Origin of the sequence: Streptomyces sp. NPDC086777, from assembly GCF_040702065.1 — a bacterium.
Taxonomy (GTDB): Bacteria; Actinomycetota; Actinomycetes; order Streptomycetales; family Streptomycetaceae; genus Streptomyces.
The window spans coordinates 60,491-77,928 of the sequence record NZ_JBFBJI010000008.1; the positions used below are offsets into that span (position 1 = coordinate 60,491).

Sequence of the window (17,438 nt, forward strand, 5' to 3'; positions counted from 1 at the left end):
TGCGCGAGGGCCTCTCCGGAGGGCTCCGCGATCGGCGGCGATCCGCGCCTTCCAAGCTCGCACAGGCACGCCGGGCGCGCACGGGGACGGCCGCCGAGATGCGGACGGCGCTCCGCCCGGTGACGCTGGGGGTGGAAGCCGCAACCAGCGAGGAGGGCTGCCATGTCCATGCTGGACAAGCTCAAGGGGATGCTCAAGGGCCACGAGGACCAGGCCAGACAGGGCGTCCAAAAGGGCGGCGACATGATCGACCAGCGGACCGGGAACAAGTACCAGTCCCAGGTCGACACGGCGCAGAAGCAGGCCGACGACTACATCGAACGGGAGCGGAGGCAGGGCAACCCTCCGCAGTAGGAGACGACCGCGCGGGCTAGGCTCGCGGGGTCTGTCCCTGCCCCGCGAGCCGCCCGTCCCGGAGTGTCCGTCCGATGCACAGCCCCCACGACCCGTACGTCCGCGTGCGCGGCGCCCGTGAGCACAACCTCAGGGGCGTCGACGTGGACATCCCCCGGGACGTGCTGGCCGTCTTCACCGGTGTGTCCGGCTCGGGGAAGTCGTCCCTGGCGTTCGGCACGATCTACGCCGAGGCCCAGCGGCGCTACTTCGAGTCGGTCGCGCCGTACGCGCGCCGGCTGATCCGCCAGGTCGGGGCGCCGAAGGTGGCGGAGATCAGCGGACTGCCGCCGGCGGTCTCGCTGCAGCAGCGCCGCTCGGCCCCCACCTCCCGCTCCTCGGTCGGCACGGTCACCAACCTCTCGAACTCCCTGCGCATGCTGTTCTCGCGTGCCGGGGACCATCCGCCGGGTGCGGAACGGCTCGATTCCGACGCGTTCTCCCCCAACACGGCGGCGGGCGCCTGCCCCGAGTGCCACGGACTGGGCCGGGTGCACGGGACGACCGAGGAGTCGCTGGTCCCCGACCCGTCGCTGTCGATCCGCGAGGGTGCGATCGCCGCCTGGCCCGGCGCCTGGCAGGGCAAGAACCTGCGGGACATCCTGGACGCCCTCGGCCACGACGTCGACCGGCCGTGGCGGGACCTGCCCGCCGAGCAGCGCGAGTGGATCCTCTTCACGGACGAGCAGCCGGTGGTCACGGTGCACCCGGTCCGGGACGCCGACCGCATCCAACGGCCGTACCGGGGCACGTACACGAGCGCCCGGCGGTACGTGCTGAAGACCTTCTCGGACTCCAGGAGCCCGGCCCTGCGGGCGAGGGCGGAGCGGTTCCTGACCAGTGCGCCCTGTCCGGTGTGCGGCGGCAGCAGGCTGCGGCCCGAGGCCCTCGCCGTCACGTTCGCCGGCCGTACGATCGCGGAGCTCGTCGCGCTGCCGCTGACCGAGCTGTCCCGGCTCCTCGAAGCGCAGAGCGGGTCGGAGACCGTGCGGGTGCTCACCGCGGACCTGACCGCCCGCATCGCGCCCGTCACCGAGCTGGGTCTCGGCTATCTCAGCCTCGACCGGGCCACCCCCACCCTGTCCGCGGGCGAACTCCAACGCCTGCGCCTGGCGACCCAGTTGCGGTCCGGGCTGTTCGGTGTCGTCTACGTCCTGGACGAGCCGTCGGCAGGTCTGCACCCGGCGGACACCGAGGCGCTGCTCACCGTGCTGGAGCGGCTGAAGGCGGCCGGGAACTCGGTGTTCGTGGTGGAGCACCACCTGGACGTGGTGCGCGGTGCCGACTGGCTGGTGGACGTGGGGCCACGGGCCGGCGAGCACGGCGGCGAGGTGCTGCACAGCGGACCGGTGGCGGACCTGGCCGGCGTCGCGGAGTCCGCCACCGCCCGCTACCTGTTCGCGCGGGATCCCGCCCCGGTACGCGCCCCGCGGGCCGCGAGGGGCTGGCTGACGGTGGGCCCGGTGACCCGGCACAACCTCCGTGGGGTCACCGCCGAATTCCCGCTCGGTGTCCTCACCGCCGTCACCGGGGTCTCCGGCTCCGGCAAGACGACGCTGATCGGCGAGATCACCGAGGAACCCGAAGGGGTCGGCCGTCTGGTCTCGGTCGACCAGAAGCCGATCGGCCGCACTCCGCGCTCCAACCTGGCCACCTACACCGGCCTGTTCGACGTCGTACGCAAGGTGTTCGCGGCCACCGGTCAGGCGCGCGAGCGCGGTTACGGCGTCGGGCGGTTCTCCTTCAACGTGGCCGGCGGCCGCTGCGAGACCTGCCAGGGCGAGGGGTTCGTCAGCGTGGAGCTGCTGTTCCTGCCGAGCACCTACGCGCCGTGCCCGGACTGCGGCGGGGCGCGCTACAACCCCGAGACGCTCGAAGTGACCTACCGTGGGCGGAACATCGCCGAGGTGCTGGACCTGACCGTGGCGGGCGCGGCGGAGTTCTTCGCGGACACCCCGGCCGCCGTGCGCAGCCTGGCCACGCTCCTCGACGTGGGCCTCGGTTATCTGCGGCTCGGGCAGCCCGCCACCGAGCTGTCCGGCGGCGAGGCCCAGCGCATCAAGCTGGCGGGCGAGTTGCAGCGCGGCCGGCGCGGCCACAGCCTCTACCTCCTCGACGAGCCGACGACAGGGCTGCATCCGGCCGATGTCGAGGTGCTGATGCGGCAGTTGCACGGGCTGGTCGACGCCGGGCACACGGTCGTGGTGGTCGAGCACGACATGACGGTCGTCGCCGACGCCGACTGGGTGATCGACCTGGGGCCGGGCGGCGGGGACAAGGGCGGCCGGATCGTGGCGGCCGGGCCGCCGGCCGAGGTGGCCCGGGCCGGGGACAGCGTCACCGCGCCCTATCTGTCCCGTTCGCTGCCCTGAGGGTCTTCAGGAACGCTTCAGGTTGCCCCGGGACCTTGGGCGCACGCACGGACACCACCTCCGCACCCCCGAAGCCGGGCGCAGCCGCCGCTGGTTCATGAACAAGGTGCTGCTCGCCGGCGGTGCCGCCGCGCCGGCGACCATGACCGGCTGCTCCAACAGCGCCTCGGACACGTCGAGTTCGCCCTCCGGGGCTCCGAACGGCGGCATGCCCTCGGGCGGCCCCGGCGGAGCCGGCGGCACGGGCCCCGGCCAGACCGAGGTGAAGTACCAGGACTTCACGGGCCTGACCACGGACGGCACGGTCGTGGAGGACCTGTACTCGATCCACTCGATCGGCGTTTCCACGGAGCAGGGTCGTCAAGGCCGCGCAGGCGTGCCTGGACGGGCTCAGTGCGAAGGAACGCACGTCCTGCACCTTCGACGTCGACGACGACGAGTGGCTGGCCTGGAGCAACGTCGACGGCTACGAGCGCAAGGGCGTCCGGATGGGCGACATCAGGGACAGGAAGCGGGAGCCGGGCTACGCGCTGCTCGGCTCGGCGCTCTCCGCGAAGGGTCTCACCCAGACCCGCAACATCATGAAGTTCAACCAGTTCCTCGGCGACTACAACGGCGGCAACCGGGAGACCCTCGCCGAGGGCGCCTGCTTCTTCACCTTCATGGGCACCCCGTCGACCGGCGGGCCGTGGGGCTTCCAGTACGAGGGCCATCACGTCGCCATCGACTACTTCGTGCTCGGCGACCAGGTGGTGATGACGCCGACCTTCATGGGCTCCGAACCGACCTCGGCCACCTACAAGGGCGAGAGGATCACCCTCTTCGAGCCGGAGACCAGGGCCGGTCCGGCCCCGCTGCGCTCCCTCACCGCGGCCCAGCGCGCCAAGGTGATCGACTCCGGGGCGAGCAGGTCCGGCACCGACATGAAGGCGGGCGCCGACAACGCGAAGCTCGCCTACCAGGGCCTGCCCGGCTCCGAACTCACCCCGGCACAGCGGGACAAGCTCCTCGACCTGGTCAGGGTGTACGTCGGCTACCTGGACGACGGGCATGCCGGGGTGAGGATGACGGAGGTCGAGAAGCACCTGGACCGGACGTACTTCTACTGGCTGGGCGGGACCGAGGACTCCTCGGCCTTCTACTACCGGGTGCACGGCCCGGTCGTGCTCATCGAGTACGACGCCCAGTCCCCGCTGGCCTACGGCACGAAGACCGGCACCGGCGGCGGGCAGCCCTCAGGACGGCCCACGGGGCAGCCCTCCGGCGGTATGCCCACCGGCGGGCCGGGCGGCGGCAGGGGCGGCCCGAACGGGACGCCCACCCAGCAGCACATCCCCACGATCGTCCGCACGCCCAACGGCGGCGACTACGGTGTCGACCTGCTCAGGCTCCACTTGGAGACCGACCACTGAGAGGCCCGCTCGGGGCTCACCAGGGCCGCGTGCGTCCAGGCCGGCTCGTGGGTCACCGGCTGGGCGGCACGGGCGAGGGTACGACGGTCCTGGTGGCTGCCGGCCGCTATCAGCGGCCGGATGTCCACCTCGGCCACCAGGCCGCGGGCCGACACCACTCGCCAGAGGGAGGCCAGCAGCGTGTCCGCGCCGACATAGGCGGGCACGGTGCTGGCCGATCCCGCGGCCAGCCGGTAGTGCAGCCGCACCGGCTGGACGGGCGCACCGGCGTCCAGCGCGGCCTGGAACACGGCCCGCCGGAAGCGCCCCTGGGCCCGGCCGCACCAGGTGCTGCCCTCCGGGAAGGCGACCACCGCGGCACCCTCCCGCAGCGCCCCCGCGATCCGGCCGACCGTGTCCGGCAGGGCCCGCAGCCGGTCGCGGTCGATGAACAGCGCCCCGGCGCCGGCCACCAGCGCGCCGGCCACCGGCCACTCGCGGATCTCCTTCTTGGCGAGCATCCGCGCCGGGCGGACGGCGGCCAGCAGCGGGATGTCCATCCAGGAGATGTGGTTGGCGACGAGCAGCACCCCACCGGTGGCCGGGGCGCTTCCGGTGATCCGGACCCGGACCCCGGCGGCCCGGACGAGCGTGCGGGAGAACCGCCGCACCCACTCGGTGGGGATCCGCCCACCGAGCGGCAGCAGCGCGACGGCGACGAGCATCAGGGCCACGACCGCGGCGAACCGGAGCACGGCCCGGGGCAGCGTGGTCAGGGACCCCGCGCGCTCCACGCAGGCGCCCGGGGTGCAGGGCGCGCTGGGCAGCCAGACGCTCATCAGGCCGGGACGAGCGAGAGGAAGTGCCGCAGATAGCGCGCGTTGACGCGGCGCATCGACAGCAGCACGTACATGTCCGCGACCCCGAAGTCCGGGTCGTGCGCGGGCTCGCCGCACACCCACGCGCCGAGGCGGAGGTAGCCGCGCAGCAGCGCGGGCAGCTCGGTGCGGCCCTCCGGGGCCGGCACGCCGGGGACCCAGGGCTTCAGCGGGCGTACCCGGAACTCCTCCGGGGCGAGGTGCTTGGCCCGCACCCGGTCCCAGGTGGCGGCGGCGAGCGCGCCGCCGTCGGCCAGCGGGACGGAGCAGCAGCCCGCCAGCCACTCGTGGCCGCGGTCGACCATGTACCGGGCTATGCCGGCCCAGATCAGGCCGATGACGGCACCGTCGCGGTGGGCGGGGTGCACGCAGGACCGGCCGACCTCGACCAGTCCGGAGCGGATGGGGGCGAGCGTGCTCAGGTCGAACTCGCCCTCGGAGTAGAGGCGGCCTGCGACCGCGGCGCGCTCCGGCGGCAGCAGCCGGTAGGTGCCGACGACCTCGCCGGTGAGGGCCTCGCGGATGAGGAGGTGGTCGCAGTACGCGTCGAAGGCGTCCACGTCCAGTCCCGGCTCCGGCCCGTCGAGCCGGGCGCCCATCTCTCCGGCGAACACCTGGTGGCGCAGTCGCTGTGCGGCCCGGACGTCGTCCTCGTCGCGGGCGAGCTGCACCAGGTAGCCGGAGTCCCCGGGCGGGGCGGCGAGAGCGGGGGGTGAGGCGGGCATGGCGGTCATGGAGGTCTCCTGCGCCGAGCGGAAGCTGAGGAAATCTGCACCTGCTTTCTTCCGTGGCAGGCTGGACTCGGCGTGACGTGCGCGGGACCCGTGGATGTGCGGCTGCTGAATGCCGGGATTCGGGGGGTGACGCACCCCCGCGCGTGTCCTGATGGACGCACTGAGGCAACGTTACCGTGACCCGGGCGGGCCGTTGCGCGCCCGTGGCACTACGGTCGGTGAACGCCGAAACGGGGCCGGAGAGCACCAGCCCCGGCCCCGCTCGTCCGCACTCGTCGGCGAACGTTCATGTACGCGCCTCCCGCGGCGCTACCGCTTCCCGGCCTTCCGGGTGGCCCGCAGCCACTCCTTGTTCATGCTGGTGATGGACAGCAGCGGGATGCCCTTCGGGCAGGCGGTCGCGCATTCCCCCGTCAGCGTGCAGCCGCCGAAACCCTCGTCGTCCATCTGCGCCACCATGTCCAGCACCCGCGTCTCCCGCTCGGGCGCCCCCTGCGGCAGCACGTTCAGGTGGTTGATCTTGGCGGAGGTGAACAGCATCGCGGCACCGTTCGGGCAGGCCGCCACGCAGGCCCCGCATCCGATGCACTCCGCGTGCTCGAACGCGAAGTCGGCGTCGGCCTTCGGCACCGCCGTGGCGTGCGCCTCCGGCGCCGCCCCGGTCGGCGCGGTGATGTACCCGCCGGCCTGGATGATCCGGTCGAACGCCGACCGGTCCACCACCAGGTCCTTGATCACCGGGAACGCGGACGCCCGCCACGGTTCGATGTCGATCGTGTCGCCGTCCTTGAAGGACCGCATGTGCAGCTGGCAGGTGGTGGTGCGCTCGGGGCCGTGCGCGTCCCCGTTGATCACGAGGGAGCACGCGCCGCAGATGCCCTCGCGGCAGTCGTGGTCGAAGGCGACGGGATCCTCGCCCTTGAGGATGAGCTCCTCGTTGAGGGTGTCGAGCATCTCCAGGAACGACATGTCCGACGAGATGCCGTCCACCTCGTACGTGGACATGGCGCCGTCGGCGTCGGCGTTCTGCTGCCGCCAGACGCGCAGGGTGAGCTTCATGCGTAGCTCCGCTGGGTGGGGTGGACGTACTCGAAGACCAGGTCTTCCTTGTGCAGCACCGGGGCGTCCCCGGTGCCGGTGAACTCCCAGGCGGCCGCGTACGCGAACTCGTCGTCGTTGCGGGCGGCCTCGCCGTCCGGCGTCTGGGACTCCTCCCGGAAGTGGCCGCCGCAGGACTCGGCGCGGTGCAGCGCGTCGAGGCACATCAGCTCGGCCAGTTCCAGGTAGTCGACGATGCGGTTGGCCTTCTCCAGGGACTGGTTGAACTCCTCGCCGGTCCCCGGCACCTTGATCCGCCGCCAGAACTCCTCACGGATCTGCGGGATGCGCTCCAGTGCCTTGCGCAGTCCGGCGTCCGTGCGGGCCATGCCGCAGAACTCCCACATCAGCTCGCCGAGCTCGCGGTGGAAGGAGTCGGGGGTGCGGTCGCCGTCGACCGACAGCAGCAGGTTCAGCCGCTCCTCGGTCTCGGCCAGGACCTCCTGGACGACGGGGTGTTCGTCGGTCACCGCGTCCTGGTGGGGGTTGCGGGCGAGGTAGTCGTTGATGGTGGCCGGGAGGACGAAGTAGCCGTCGGCCAGGCCCTGCATCAGCGCGCTCGCGCCGAGTCGGTTGGCGCCGTGGTCGGAGAAGTTGGCCTCGCCGACCGCGAACAGTCCGGGAACGGTGGTCTGGAGGTCGTAGTCGACCCAGAGCCCGCCCATCGTGTAGTGCACGGCGGGGTAGATCCGCATCGGCACCTCGTACGGATCCTCGTCCGTGATCCGCTGGTACATGTCGAAGAGGTTGCCGTACCTGGCCTCGACGGCCTTGCGCCCCATCCGCTTGATCGCGTCGGCGAAGTCCAGGTAGACGCCCTGTCCGCCGGGGCCGACGCCGCGGCCCTCGTCGCAGACGTTCTTCGCGGCGCGGGAGGCGATGTCGCGCGGGACCAGGTTGCCGAAGGACGGGTAGATGCGCTCCAGGTAGTAGTCGCGCTCGTCCTCGGGGATCCGGTTCGCGGGCCGGGTGTCGCCCTTGGCCTTGGGCACCCAGATGCGGCCGTCGTTGCGCAGCGACTCGCTCATCAGGGTGAGCTTGGACTGGTGGTCGCCGGTGCGCGGGATGCAGGTGGGGTGGATCTGCGTGAAGCACGGGTTGGCGAAGTACGCGCCGCGCCGGTGCGCCCGCCAGACGGCGGTGGCGTTTGAGTTCATGGCGTTCGTCGACAGGTAGAAGACGTTGCCGTAGCCGCCGCTGGCCAGGACGACGGCGTCCGCGAAGTAGGTGTCGATCTTCCCGGTGATCAGGTCCCGGGCCACGATCCCACGGGCCCGCCCGTCGACGACGATGACGTCGAGCATCTCGGTGCGCGGGTGCATCTCCACGTTGCCGGCGGCGATCTGCCGGCTGAGCGCCTGGTAGGCGCCGAGAAGCAGCTGCTGGCCCGTCTGGCCGCGGGCGTAGAAGGTGCGGGAGACCTGGACGCCGCCGAACGACCGGGTGTCGAGCAGGCCGCCGTACTCCCGTGCGAACGGGACGCCCTGCGCCACGCACTGGTCGATGATCTCGACGGAGATCTGCGCGAGGCGGTGCACGTTGGACTCGCGGGCCCGGAAGTCGCCGCCCTTGACGGTGTCGTAGAACAGCCGGTGGACGGAGTCGCCGTCGTTGCGGTAGTTCTTCGCGGCGTTGATCCCGCCCTGCGCGGCGATCGAGTGGGCGCGGCGCGGGGAGTCCTGGTAGCAGAACTGGACGACGTGGTAGCCCTGTTCGGCAAGGGTCGCGCCGGCGGAACCGCCGGCCAGGCCGGTGCCGACGACGATCACCGTGTGCTTGCGCCGGTTGGCGGGGTTGACCAGCTTGGCCTCGAAACGGCGCTTGTCCCAGCGCTCGTTGACCGGTCCGGAAGGGGCCTTGCCGTCGGCTACCGGCGCACCGGTGGCGTAGTCCGTGTACGAGGTCATGTCAGCTCACCAATCCGGTCATGACGGCCACGGGGATCGAGATGAACCCGGCCGTGAGCAGCAGCGCGAAAACGTTCGCGGAGGTCTTCAGAACGCGGTCCCAGGCGCGGCTGCCGGCACCCAGGGTCTGTGCGGCGCTCCAGACGCCGTGCCGGACGTGCAGGCCGAGGGCCAGCATGGCGACGATGTAGATGACGTTGCCGTACCAGGTCGAGAAGGTGTCGACGATGTTCTCGTACGGGTGGGCGTCCTGGAAGCCGCCCGGATGCACCGTCCCGGTGGTCAGGTCGAGGATGTGCCAGACGATGAACAGTCCGAGAATGACCCCGCCCCACCGCATGGTGCGTGTGGCGTAGGTCGACCGCGTCCTGTGGTGCACGTACTTGACGGGACGCGCCGCGATGTCCCGCCGGCTCAGCTGGTAGGCGGAGACGGCGTGGGCCACGACCGCGGCCACCAGCGCGACCCTCGCGAGCCAGAGCACCCACTCGTGGTGCATGAAGGGCTGCCCGACGTTACGGAGCCACACGGCGTAACCGTCGATCTCTGCGGGCCCGAAGAAGATCTTCAGGTTCCCGTAGAGGTGCACCACCAGGTACGACAGCATGACCAGGCCGCTGACCGCCATCACGGTCTTCTTGCCGATCGTCGAGTCCCACATCGTGCGAGCCGTGGACCGTCGTCGGTCCGTCCGCGTTGCCAGAGCCATGCCGACGACGCTAGGGCCGGACCACCCGATCGGTCCAAGACATGGTCCAGCTGGATTCCATAGCTGGAAGCTATCGTGTGCCCATGCAGTTCCAGCAGCTTCAGTACTTCGTCGCCGTGGCCGAGACCCGGCACTTCACCCGGGCCGCCGAGCTGGTCCATGTCGCCCAGCCGTCGCTGTCCCAGCAGATCAAGGCGCTGGAGCGGGAGCTGGGCGCGGATCTGTTCCTGCGCGCTCGGGGCAACATCACCCTCACCGACGCGGGCGAGGCACTTCTGCCGCTGGCCCGGCGGATCCTCGCGGACGCGGACACCGCCCGGCACGAGGTGCAGGAGCTGGTGCAGCTGCGGAGCGGCCGGGTGCGGCTGGGGGCGACGCCGAGTCTGTGCACAGGGTTGCTGCCGGACGTGCTGCGGGCGTTCCACGACCGGTATCCGGGGATCCAGCTGCTGATCGAGGAGAGCGGCTCCCACGACCTCGTACGGGAGCTGGCGCGCGGGGTGCTGGACCTGGCGCTGATCGTGCTGCCGCTGCCGCCGGCGTCGCCCGCGCTGACGACGGTGGAACTGCTGCGGGAGGACCTGGTGGTGGTGTCCTCGCCCGAGGCGACGGTGCCGGGTCAGGGGCGGGGCGGGGTGAACATCTCCGATCTGGAGGGGGAGCGGCTGGTGATGTTCCGGCACGGGTACGACCTGCGGGAGCTGACCGTCGCGGCGTGCCGCTCCGCCGGGTTCGAGCCTGGATTTGCTGTCGAGGGCGGCGAGATGGACGCGGTGCTGGGGTTCGTACGGGCCGGGTTGGGGGTGGCCGTGGTGCCGCGGATGGTCGCCGCCCGGTCGGGGCGGGGGCTGCGGGTCACTCCGTTGGCTCCGCCGGGGTTGCACCGGACGATCGCGCTGGCGCACCGGAGCGATGTGGCTCCGCCTCGGGCCGCGCGGGAGCTGCAGAGGATGCTGCTGGAGCGGTGAGAGTGCCCGTCGGCGCCGTTGCGGCTGATCACCGGTCGGGGCGCGGGGTCGTACGTGGCTGGTCGCGCAGTTCCTCCTCCAGCCTTCGGCCGGGTGCCCCCAGCGCCCCCCTTCTGGGCGCTCAGCCTGTGGCATCCACCAATGCGAGGTCGTGGAGTCGCTCCGGCGGGCCCGGGCGGGCGTAGTACCAGCCCTGGGCCGTGTCGCAGCCCAGTATCCGGAGCTGTTCCGCCTGCGCACCCGTCTCCACGCCCTCCACCGTGACCGCGAGGTCGAGGCTGTGGGCCAGCGTGACGATGCCCTCCACGATCTTGAGGTCGACCGGGTCCGCGGGGAACTGCTGCATGCTCTGGGTGAAGGAGCGGTCCAGCTTGAGGATGCTCACCGGCAGGCGGCGCAGGTTCGCGAGGTTCGAGTAGCCGGTGCCGAAGTCGTCCAGGGCAATGTCCACGCCCATCTCGGCGAGGCGCCGCAGGGGTTTGAGGAGGTCGTCGTCGGCACCGATCAGCGCCGACTCGGTGACCTCCAGGCAGAGGGCCTCGGGGGCCATTCCGGTCCGCTCCAGGATGTCCACCGTGTCCTGGACCAGGCCGGGGTGGGACAGCTGGCACGGGGAGAGGTTGACGTTGATCCGCAGCGGGCCCGCGCCGTCGTGCTCGCCGTAGCGTTCCCGCCACTCGCGGGCCTGGCGGATCGACTCCTCCAGGACCCAGCGGCCCAACGGGACGATGAGGCCGGTGTGTTCGGCGAGCGGGATGAACCGGTCCGGGCCCAGCACGCCGTGCTGCGGGTGCAGCCAGCGGACCAGGGCCTCGGCGCCGCGGACGCTGCCGTCGCCGAGGTGGACCAGCGGCTGGTACTCGATGAAGAACTCGCCCCGGTCCAGGGCGGCCGGCAGCGCCGTGGTCAGGCCGTGCCGGGTGATCGCGCGGGCGTCCGCCTCGGGGTCGGCCAGCTCGAAGCGGTTGCCGCCCGCCGACTTGGCCCGGTACATGGTGATGTCGGCGCTGCGCAGCACCTCGGCCGGGGTGCGCTCGCCGGCCGGGCCCTCGACGATGCCGATGGAGCCGCGGACCAGGAGCTCACGCCCGTCGATGCTGACGGGTGTGACCAAGGCGTTCATGATGCGGTCGGCCAGGTCGTCGACCTCGCGCTGGGTGGCCGGCCCCGTGGTCAGGGCCACGAACTCGTCGCCGCCGAGCCGGGCGACCATCTCGCCGGGCGCGGTCGCGCAGGACTGCAGCCGGTCGGCGACCTCCACGAGCAGCCGGTCGCCGGCCGAGTGGCCGAGGCTGTCGTTGATGGTCTTGAAGCCGTCCAGGTCGAGGTAGCACAGCCCGAAGCGCTGGCCGTCGCCGGCCGACAGGGCCTTCTCCAGGCGCTCGAAGAACAGCGTGCGGTTGGGCAGGCCGGTGAGCGCGTCGTGGGTGGCCTCGTAGCGCAGCCGGAGGTTGAGCAGGCGGCGCTCGGTGGTGTCCTCCATGAGGGCCAGCTGGTACTGCGGGTCGCCGTCCGCGTCCCGGAGCAGCGAGACGGTCAGGTTGGTCCACAGGACCGTGCCGTCGGAGCGGTTGAAGGCCTTCTCGACGTGGTAGTGCTCGCGTTCGCCGCGCACCAGCTCCTCGTAGAGCCGCCAGGTCTGCGGGGCGTCCTCGGGATGCGCCCACTCCATGACCTTGCGGCCGCGCAGGGTCTGCTCGGAGCCGCCGAACATGCGCAGCAGCGCGCCGTTGACCTGGAGGACGTTGCCTTCGAGGTCGGCGATGCCGATCCCTATCGCCGCGCCCTCGAAGACGGCACGGAAGCGGGCCTCGCTGGCGTGCAGCGCCTGCGCGACCACGCCCTGGGCGCGCAACGCGGCCTGCGCGATGGCCTCCTGCTCGGCCAGCGTGCGCTCGCGCAGCGCCTGGGCGAACCCGGCGGCCATCGCGTGCTGGATCCGCGAGGACCGCATCCGCAGCTCGTCCTGGGGGCCGTCCTCGCCGCAGTACAGGACCAGGTAGGCGTCGACGCAGTCGAGGGAGCGGGTCAGCGCCTCGGGGTCGGTGCAGTGCGCGTCGATGAGCGCGGCGCCCACCTGCCGGGCCTCGTCGGTGTCGAAGCCGTGCGCCAGCAGGATCTCGCTCAGGCGGCGGGCCAGCGGGAGGAGCTGTTCCTCGAACTCCGGGCGGGTCAGGGACGTCGAGGTGACCGGGAACACCGCCCGGCTCCAGATCGTCGCGAACCTGCGCAGTCTGTCCTCCGGGCCGCCCGGCTCGGCGGTCACGCCGCGATCCCCACGCCGGCGAATCCGGAGAAGGCGAACGGATCCTCGTCCTCCGGCGCCGACTCCGGCCGCCAGTGCGGCATCGGCACCAGTCCGGGTTCCACCATGTCGTACCCCTCGAAGAACCGCGCGATCTCGTCGCGCGAGCGCATGATCAGCGGGTTGCGAATGTCCTTGTACACGTCCACCGCGCCCTCGGCCCGCTCGGCCGGCAACGGGATTCCCTCGTACGAGGCATGCGTCAGAACAAGCAGGCTGCCGGGCGCGAGTGCGTCGCGCAGTTGTGTCACTGCCCCGTACGGGTCGTCCGCGTCTTCCACGAAGTGCAGTATGGCAACGAGAAGCAACGCCACTGGCCGATTCAGGTCGATCAGGCGCTCCACCTGAGGGCTGGACAGGATCTCCTGGGGCTTGCGGAGGTCCGCGGCGACCACGTCCGCGTCCTCGTTGCCCACGAGGACGGCGTTGCTGTGCGCCACAGCCACCGGGTCGTGGTCGACGTACACCACGCGCGCGCCGGGGTGTGCCGCCTGGGCGACCTCGTGGACGTTGCCGAAGGTGGGGATGCCGGAGCCGATGTCCAGGAACTGGTCGATGCCGGTGCCCACCGCGTGCCGGACGGCGCGGCGCATGAAGGCGCGGTTGGCCTGCATGATCTTCGGCAGTCCCGGCAGGTGGGTCATCGCCTTGCGGGCCGCTTCCCGGTCGACCTCGAAATTGTGCGAACCGCCCAGGTAGAAGTCGTAGATACGCGAAACGCTCGGCACCGAGATGTCGATGCTCCGTGGGGCCCAGGCGGGACGCTCCATGTATCTCTCCAAGGCTGAGGCGATCCGGTGTTCGAGCTGAGGCTACTGATCGCCCGCGAACGGGGGTAGCCGAAACGGAAATTGACCATCCGTTCCCGGTCACTGCCTGGGAATTCGGTGTTCGATTTGGGCGCGTTCGGGCTTTGCGTCGGGTGCGGGTGCGTTGTGGTCGCTCGCGCAGTTCCCCGCGCCCCTCAAGGGGCGCCTCGTCTCACGTACACCAAAGAGCCCGCCCCCTCCGTGCGGTGTGGAGGGGGCGGGCGGTCGGACCTGGGAAGGTGATCCCTAGCTGGCCGGCGCGCCGACGAGCTTTCCTTCGGGCGAGACGGCGTACCAGGTGCCGCCGACGCCCTGGCCGTTGGTGTCGCCGGCCTTCGTGTCGCCCGAGAAGGTGTAGATGGGCCAGCAGTTGACCGTCTGCTGCTTCTCGCCGTTGTCGGGGCGGGTGAAGCCCATCAGGCCCTTCTTCACGATGCCCTTCGTGTCGCTGGAGGCGACCTCCGCGACGACAGGCCACTTGGTGAGGCAGTCACCGGTGCAGTTCGAGACGACCTTGGGCCACGCCTTGTCCTTGATGAAGCGGTAGACCGTCATGCCGTTCTTGTCGACGATGATGTCGCCGAGCTTGGCGTCCTTGCGGACCGACAGACCGGGCAGGTCGGCCAGTGTGGCCTTCTTGCCGTCGGGGGCGGTCGCGAACCACTTGCCGCCCACGCCCTGGCCGTTGACGTCACCGGCGTTGACGTCCTTGGCGTACCGGTACATCGGCCAGCCGGCGACGGTCAGCTGCTTGGTGCCGTCGGAGCGGGTCACCTCGCCGAGCAGCGACTTGTCGATGCCGGCACCGGCCGAGGCGTCGTCGGCGGGCACCGGCGGCCAGGTGGTGGCGCAGTCGCCGTCGCAGCTCGACTTGGGGGGATTGGCGGTGTCCGCGTCGAAACGGTAGAGGGTGAGACCGCTGCCGTCGGTCAGCACCTTGCCCAGGTCGGGGTTGCTGGCAACGGTCAGCTTGCCGGCGGGCGCGACCGAGGCCGGGGAGCTGGAGGCCTGGTTGCCGTCGGCGCCGTAGCCGTTGCCCGCGCCGGTGGAGGCGGAGGGGTTGGTGATGCTGCCGATGCCGGCCGGCGCCGTGGCGCCGACGTTCTGGGCCGCCGAGGACGGAGTGGTCGTGTTGTCCTGACCGCACGCCGTCGCGAACACCATCACCCCCGCGGCCGTGGCCACCAGCGAGGCGCTCCTCCACGAGGTCTTCATCGTCAACTCCCCATAATCGCCTGGTTATTGCAGCGCCTCTGCGCCGCCGCACGACACCAGGTACGGATGCCGGGGCCAGAAGTGTTCAACGGGCGCACAAATTTCTTTCGGGACACTGTGGTCGCGGACCGCGTCCCGCACGGGCGTACGCTTCGAGCCACTCGCGATGCGGTGTGATTCAAACCGGTTTACGCCACATGTCCCCCGTTCGGGCCAATCATCCGGTACTCCGGCGTGCGACGGCGCCCGACGACCCATGATCTCCGTCGTGCACGCACCCCAAGCGACCAGACTCGCGCCCGTCCCAAGGGTATTGGCCCTGCTGACGCTGACGTGGGCCCTGGCGGGCTGCCCCGTCGGCACGGCGTCGGCCGACGCCTGCGCCTACGCCTCGACGGGCCCCGACGGCATCCAGGCGGTGGCCGTCGCCGGGGACTCCTGGCCCACTCCCCCGCCGTGTCCGCCGCCCACCCCGCCGCCCTGCCCCACCCCCACGCCCACTCCGACGCCCACCCCGCCCCCGAAACCCACCCCGAAACCCAAGCCCACGCCGACCCCGAAGCCGCCGCGCACCACCCCGCCGGCGCCGCGCCCGGCACCCCCGCCGCCACCCCGGCGGGCACCGGCCCCGAAGCCCACACCCACCCCCACCCCGCCACCGCCGCCGCGGCCCAAGGCGAAGCCGACCCCCACCCCGTCGCCGAAGCCCACCCCGCGGCCCTCGCCGACCCCGGTGACCTATCCGCCGTACCAGGTCCAGTCGACCGGTGCGACGGCCCCGAACCGCACCTCCCCGGTCACCTACGTCCTGCTCATCGCCGTACCCGCGATCATCGCCGTCGCCGCGTTCCGCGCGCGCTGACGGCCGGCCCACTGATTCCTGGAGGCTTCCGTTGCCGGATTGGCTTGTTCTCGTCCTCGCGATGCTCGCGGCCGTCGCCGTGGTGGTCATCATCACCCTCGTCCGCGACAAGAGGGCGGCGGAGGACGAGGATCCCTCCGAGACGCCGGACGTCATCGAGTACATGACCATGTGGATCGGCGTCATCTACGCCATCGTCCTGGGTCTGGCGGTGGCCGGGGTGTGGGAGGCCCGCAGCGCCGCCCAGGACCACGTGCAGTCGGAGGCGCAGGCGCTGCACGAGATCTACGAACGGGTGCGGGTGTATCCGCCCGACACGCGTGACCGGATCCGGGCGGACGTCGACGCCTACGTCGCCCAGGTCGTCGACAAGGAGTGGAAGGAGATGGCCGACCACGGACGGCTGTCCCAGCACGGTGCCGAACTGCTCGCGCAGATCCGTCAGGACGTCACCGACTACCAGCCGAAGACGGACTTCCAGGCGCAGGCCTACCAGCCGCTGGTGGACCAGGTGGCCGCGCTCGACCAGGCCCGCAGCGCCCGGGCCGACTCGACCGGGGCGACCATGCCGAGCGTGGTGTGGATCGGGCTGCTGACCGGGGCCGCGATCACCATCGGCATGGTCTTCGCGCTGCAGATCAGGCGTTCCCGGCGCGAGCTGGCACTGGCCGGCCTGTTCACCGCGACCATCACCTTCATGCTGTTCCTGATCTGGGACTTCGACGAGCCGTACAGCCGGGGGATCACCGCGACGGCGCAGCCGTTCCTGAACCTCTTCCCGCACATCAAGGGGTAGCGCCCACCCCGGGGGACATCGCACCGCGGCGCGGCACGCCGCCCGTGTCCCCCGGACGGCCCATCACGGTCCCCCGTTCGCCCTACAGCGTTCGCGCGCATGTGCGGAGGTTTCTAGCGTTCCGATCATCGAGGTGCATTCCCGGCACCGGCGGAACAGGTCCGCATGCCGCTCCTCGGGGACCGGAGGAACCACCATGCGCGCGATACGCGTTGCCTCGGCCGCCCTGCTTGGCCTCGGCGCCCTCGCCCTCTGCGCCCCGGTCATCCTCGCGAGCGACACGAGCAACAGCGCCCGGGCCGGCGGCCGGGACCCCGGCCGGGACAGCGGCACCCCCTTCGGCTTCCGGATCACGCCCACCACCGTCACGGCGGGCGGCCGGGTGAGCCTGCACCTGGACCGCGGCAGCGGCTGCCGGGGCGCCGCGACGGTCACCTCGGGTCTCTTCGACACGGTCCGGATCCCGTCGGGGCGGGACTCCGTGACGGCCACGGTCGACCGGACGGCGACGTCGCGGGCGTCCTACCGGGTGACGTTCAACTGCGACGGCTCCAGCGCGTCGACCGAGCTGGCCATCGCGAGCAGCACGTCGGCCGGCCGGGACGACGTGCACGCGGCCGCGAACAGCGACGGAAACGGGCGCACCGACCAGCAGGCCGGCGCAGGTACGGACGGCCGGAGCGAGGGACGCCCGGACGGGGCCACCGGCAGCGGTACGGCCGCCGGCACGGGCGGTGACGGCGACGGCGTGAGTGGTACGGGCGGCCGGGCCGACGGTGTCGCCGACGGCCGTGCGGACCCGGCCGGTTCCGGCAGCCGGCAGGTGCTCGACCCGCAGCCCCTGCCGCCCGGACGGGGTGTCCAGGCCGGTGAGGGCGGCAGCGTCGCGGGGTTCGATCCCGGGGAGATCGGCCTCGGCGCGGCACTCGTCGTGATGTCGGTCGGTACGGCGTACCGGCGCTCGCGCAGGCACGCCGGCGAGGAGGAGGGCGCCTGATCGC

At 71.6% G+C, this 17,438-nt stretch carries 16 protein-coding genes; 7 read left to right on the forward strand and 9 right to left on the reverse strand.

The genetic code is table 11. The features are described from left to right. Positions 1 to 162 precede the first annotated feature (162 nt). Together AB0472_RS13740 and AB0472_RS13745 are read left to right on the forward strand one after the other, a co-directional pair. On the forward strand, positions 163 to 354 hold the full coding sequence (locus tag AB0472_RS13740) for an antitoxin (protein WP_366356244.1): 192 nt from the start codon (positions 163 to 165) through the stop codon (positions 352 to 354). 74 nt (positions 355 to 428) lie between these two features. Further along, positions 429 to 2,765 (forward strand): excinuclease ABC subunit UvrA, encoded by a 2,337-nt coding sequence (locus AB0472_RS13745; RefSeq protein WP_366356246.1) that lies wholly within the window; start codon positions 429 to 431, stop codon positions 2,763 to 2,765. A 6-nt stretch (positions 2,766 to 2,771) separates the two neighbouring features. On the opposite strand, the gene AB0472_RS13750 is transcribed toward AB0472_RS13745, so the two are convergent. Continuing rightward, positions 2,772 to 3,113, reverse strand: coding sequence for a hypothetical protein (locus AB0472_RS13750; RefSeq protein ID WP_366356247.1), 342 nt, complete (start codon positions 3,111 to 3,113; stop codon positions 2,772 to 2,774). Positions 3,114 to 3,145: 32 nt separating this feature from the next. Here AB0472_RS13750 and AB0472_RS13755 point away from each other — a divergent pair, with 32 nt between their 5' ends. Next, a complete protein-coding gene (locus tag AB0472_RS13755; protein WP_366356540.1) occupies positions 3,146 to 4,177 on the forward strand; it encodes a DUF3500 domain-containing protein in 1,032 nt (343 codons plus the stop codon). Here AB0472_RS13755 and AB0472_RS13760 read toward each other — a convergent pair. From AB0472_RS13760 to AB0472_RS13780, 5 genes are all read right to left on the reverse strand, one after another. Continuing rightward, a complete protein-coding gene (locus tag AB0472_RS13760; RefSeq protein ID WP_366356249.1) occupies positions 4,132 to 4,995 on the reverse strand; it encodes a lysophospholipid acyltransferase family protein in 864 nt (287 codons plus the stop codon). The genes AB0472_RS13755 and AB0472_RS13760 overlap by 46 nt on opposite strands. Further along, complete coding sequence (locus AB0472_RS13765; RefSeq protein WP_366356542.1) at positions 4,995 to 5,759, reverse strand: GNAT family N-acyltransferase; 765 nt, start codon at positions 5,757 to 5,759, stop codon at positions 4,995 to 4,997. Before AB0472_RS13765 ends, AB0472_RS13760 begins: the two co-directional genes overlap by 1 nt. A gap of 318 nt (positions 5,760 to 6,077) precedes the next feature. Beyond that, positions 6,078 to 6,827: a succinate dehydrogenase/fumarate reductase iron-sulfur subunit gene (locus tag AB0472_RS13770; RefSeq protein WP_366356251.1), complete on the reverse strand. Its 750-nt coding sequence runs from the start codon at positions 6,825 to 6,827 to the stop codon at positions 6,078 to 6,080. After that, a complete protein-coding gene (locus tag AB0472_RS13775) occupies positions 6,824 to 8,773 on the reverse strand; it encodes a fumarate reductase/succinate dehydrogenase flavoprotein subunit (RefSeq protein WP_366356253.1) in 1,950 nt (649 codons plus the stop codon). The genes AB0472_RS13770 and AB0472_RS13775 overlap by 4 nt, the downstream gene beginning before the upstream one ends. A gap of 1 nt (position 8,774) precedes the next feature. Then, positions 8,775 to 9,482 (reverse strand): succinate dehydrogenase, encoded by a 708-nt coding sequence (locus AB0472_RS13780; RefSeq protein ID WP_366356255.1) that lies wholly within the window; start codon positions 9,480 to 9,482, stop codon positions 8,775 to 8,777. 83 nt (positions 9,483 to 9,565) lie between these two features. On the opposite strand from AB0472_RS13780, the gene AB0472_RS13785 reads away from it, so the two are divergent. Then, positions 9,566 to 10,450, forward strand: a complete 885-nt coding sequence (locus tag AB0472_RS13785; protein ID WP_366356257.1) for a LysR substrate-binding domain-containing protein — start codon at positions 9,566 to 9,568, stop codon at positions 10,448 to 10,450. Between the two features lie 121 nt (positions 10,451 to 10,571). Here the strand turns inward: AB0472_RS13785 and AB0472_RS13790 are convergent, their stop codons facing one another. From AB0472_RS13790 to AB0472_RS13800, 3 genes are all read right to left on the reverse strand, one after another. Continuing rightward, the gene (locus tag AB0472_RS13790; protein ID WP_366356259.1) at positions 10,572 to 12,716 is read right to left on the reverse strand and encodes an EAL domain-containing protein; all 2,145 of its coding nucleotides are present in this window, start codon (positions 12,714 to 12,716) and stop codon (positions 10,572 to 10,574) included. Then, on the reverse strand, positions 12,713 to 13,525 hold the full coding sequence (locus tag AB0472_RS13795; protein WP_366356260.1) for an SAM-dependent methyltransferase: 813 nt from the start codon (positions 13,523 to 13,525) through the stop codon (positions 12,713 to 12,715). The genes AB0472_RS13790 and AB0472_RS13795 overlap by 4 nt, the downstream gene beginning before the upstream one ends. A gap of 285 nt (positions 13,526 to 13,810) precedes the next feature. Beyond that, positions 13,811 to 14,779 carry an SCO0930 family lipoprotein gene (locus AB0472_RS13800; RefSeq protein ID WP_366356262.1) on the reverse strand — a complete coding sequence of 323 codons (969 nt, stop codon included), beginning with the start codon at positions 14,777 to 14,779 and terminating at the stop codon, positions 13,811 to 13,813. A 268-nt stretch (positions 14,780 to 15,047) separates the two neighbouring features. Between AB0472_RS13800 and AB0472_RS13805 the strand changes: the two genes are divergently transcribed. From AB0472_RS13805 to AB0472_RS13815, 3 genes are all read left to right on the forward strand, one after another. Further along, entirely contained in the window at positions 15,048 to 15,641 is a 594-nt protein-coding gene (locus AB0472_RS13805; protein WP_366356264.1) for a hypothetical protein, read from the forward strand. A 31-nt stretch (positions 15,642 to 15,672) separates the two neighbouring features. Then, complete coding sequence (locus tag AB0472_RS13810; protein ID WP_366356266.1) at positions 15,673 to 16,437, forward strand: DUF4239 domain-containing protein; 765 nt, start codon at positions 15,673 to 15,675, stop codon at positions 16,435 to 16,437. Between the two features lie 196 nt (positions 16,438 to 16,633). Beyond that, positions 16,634 to 17,434 (forward strand): hypothetical protein, encoded by an 801-nt coding sequence (locus AB0472_RS13815; protein WP_366356267.1) that lies wholly within the window; start codon positions 16,634 to 16,636, stop codon positions 17,432 to 17,434. Positions 17,435 to 17,438: the final 4 nt, after the last annotated feature.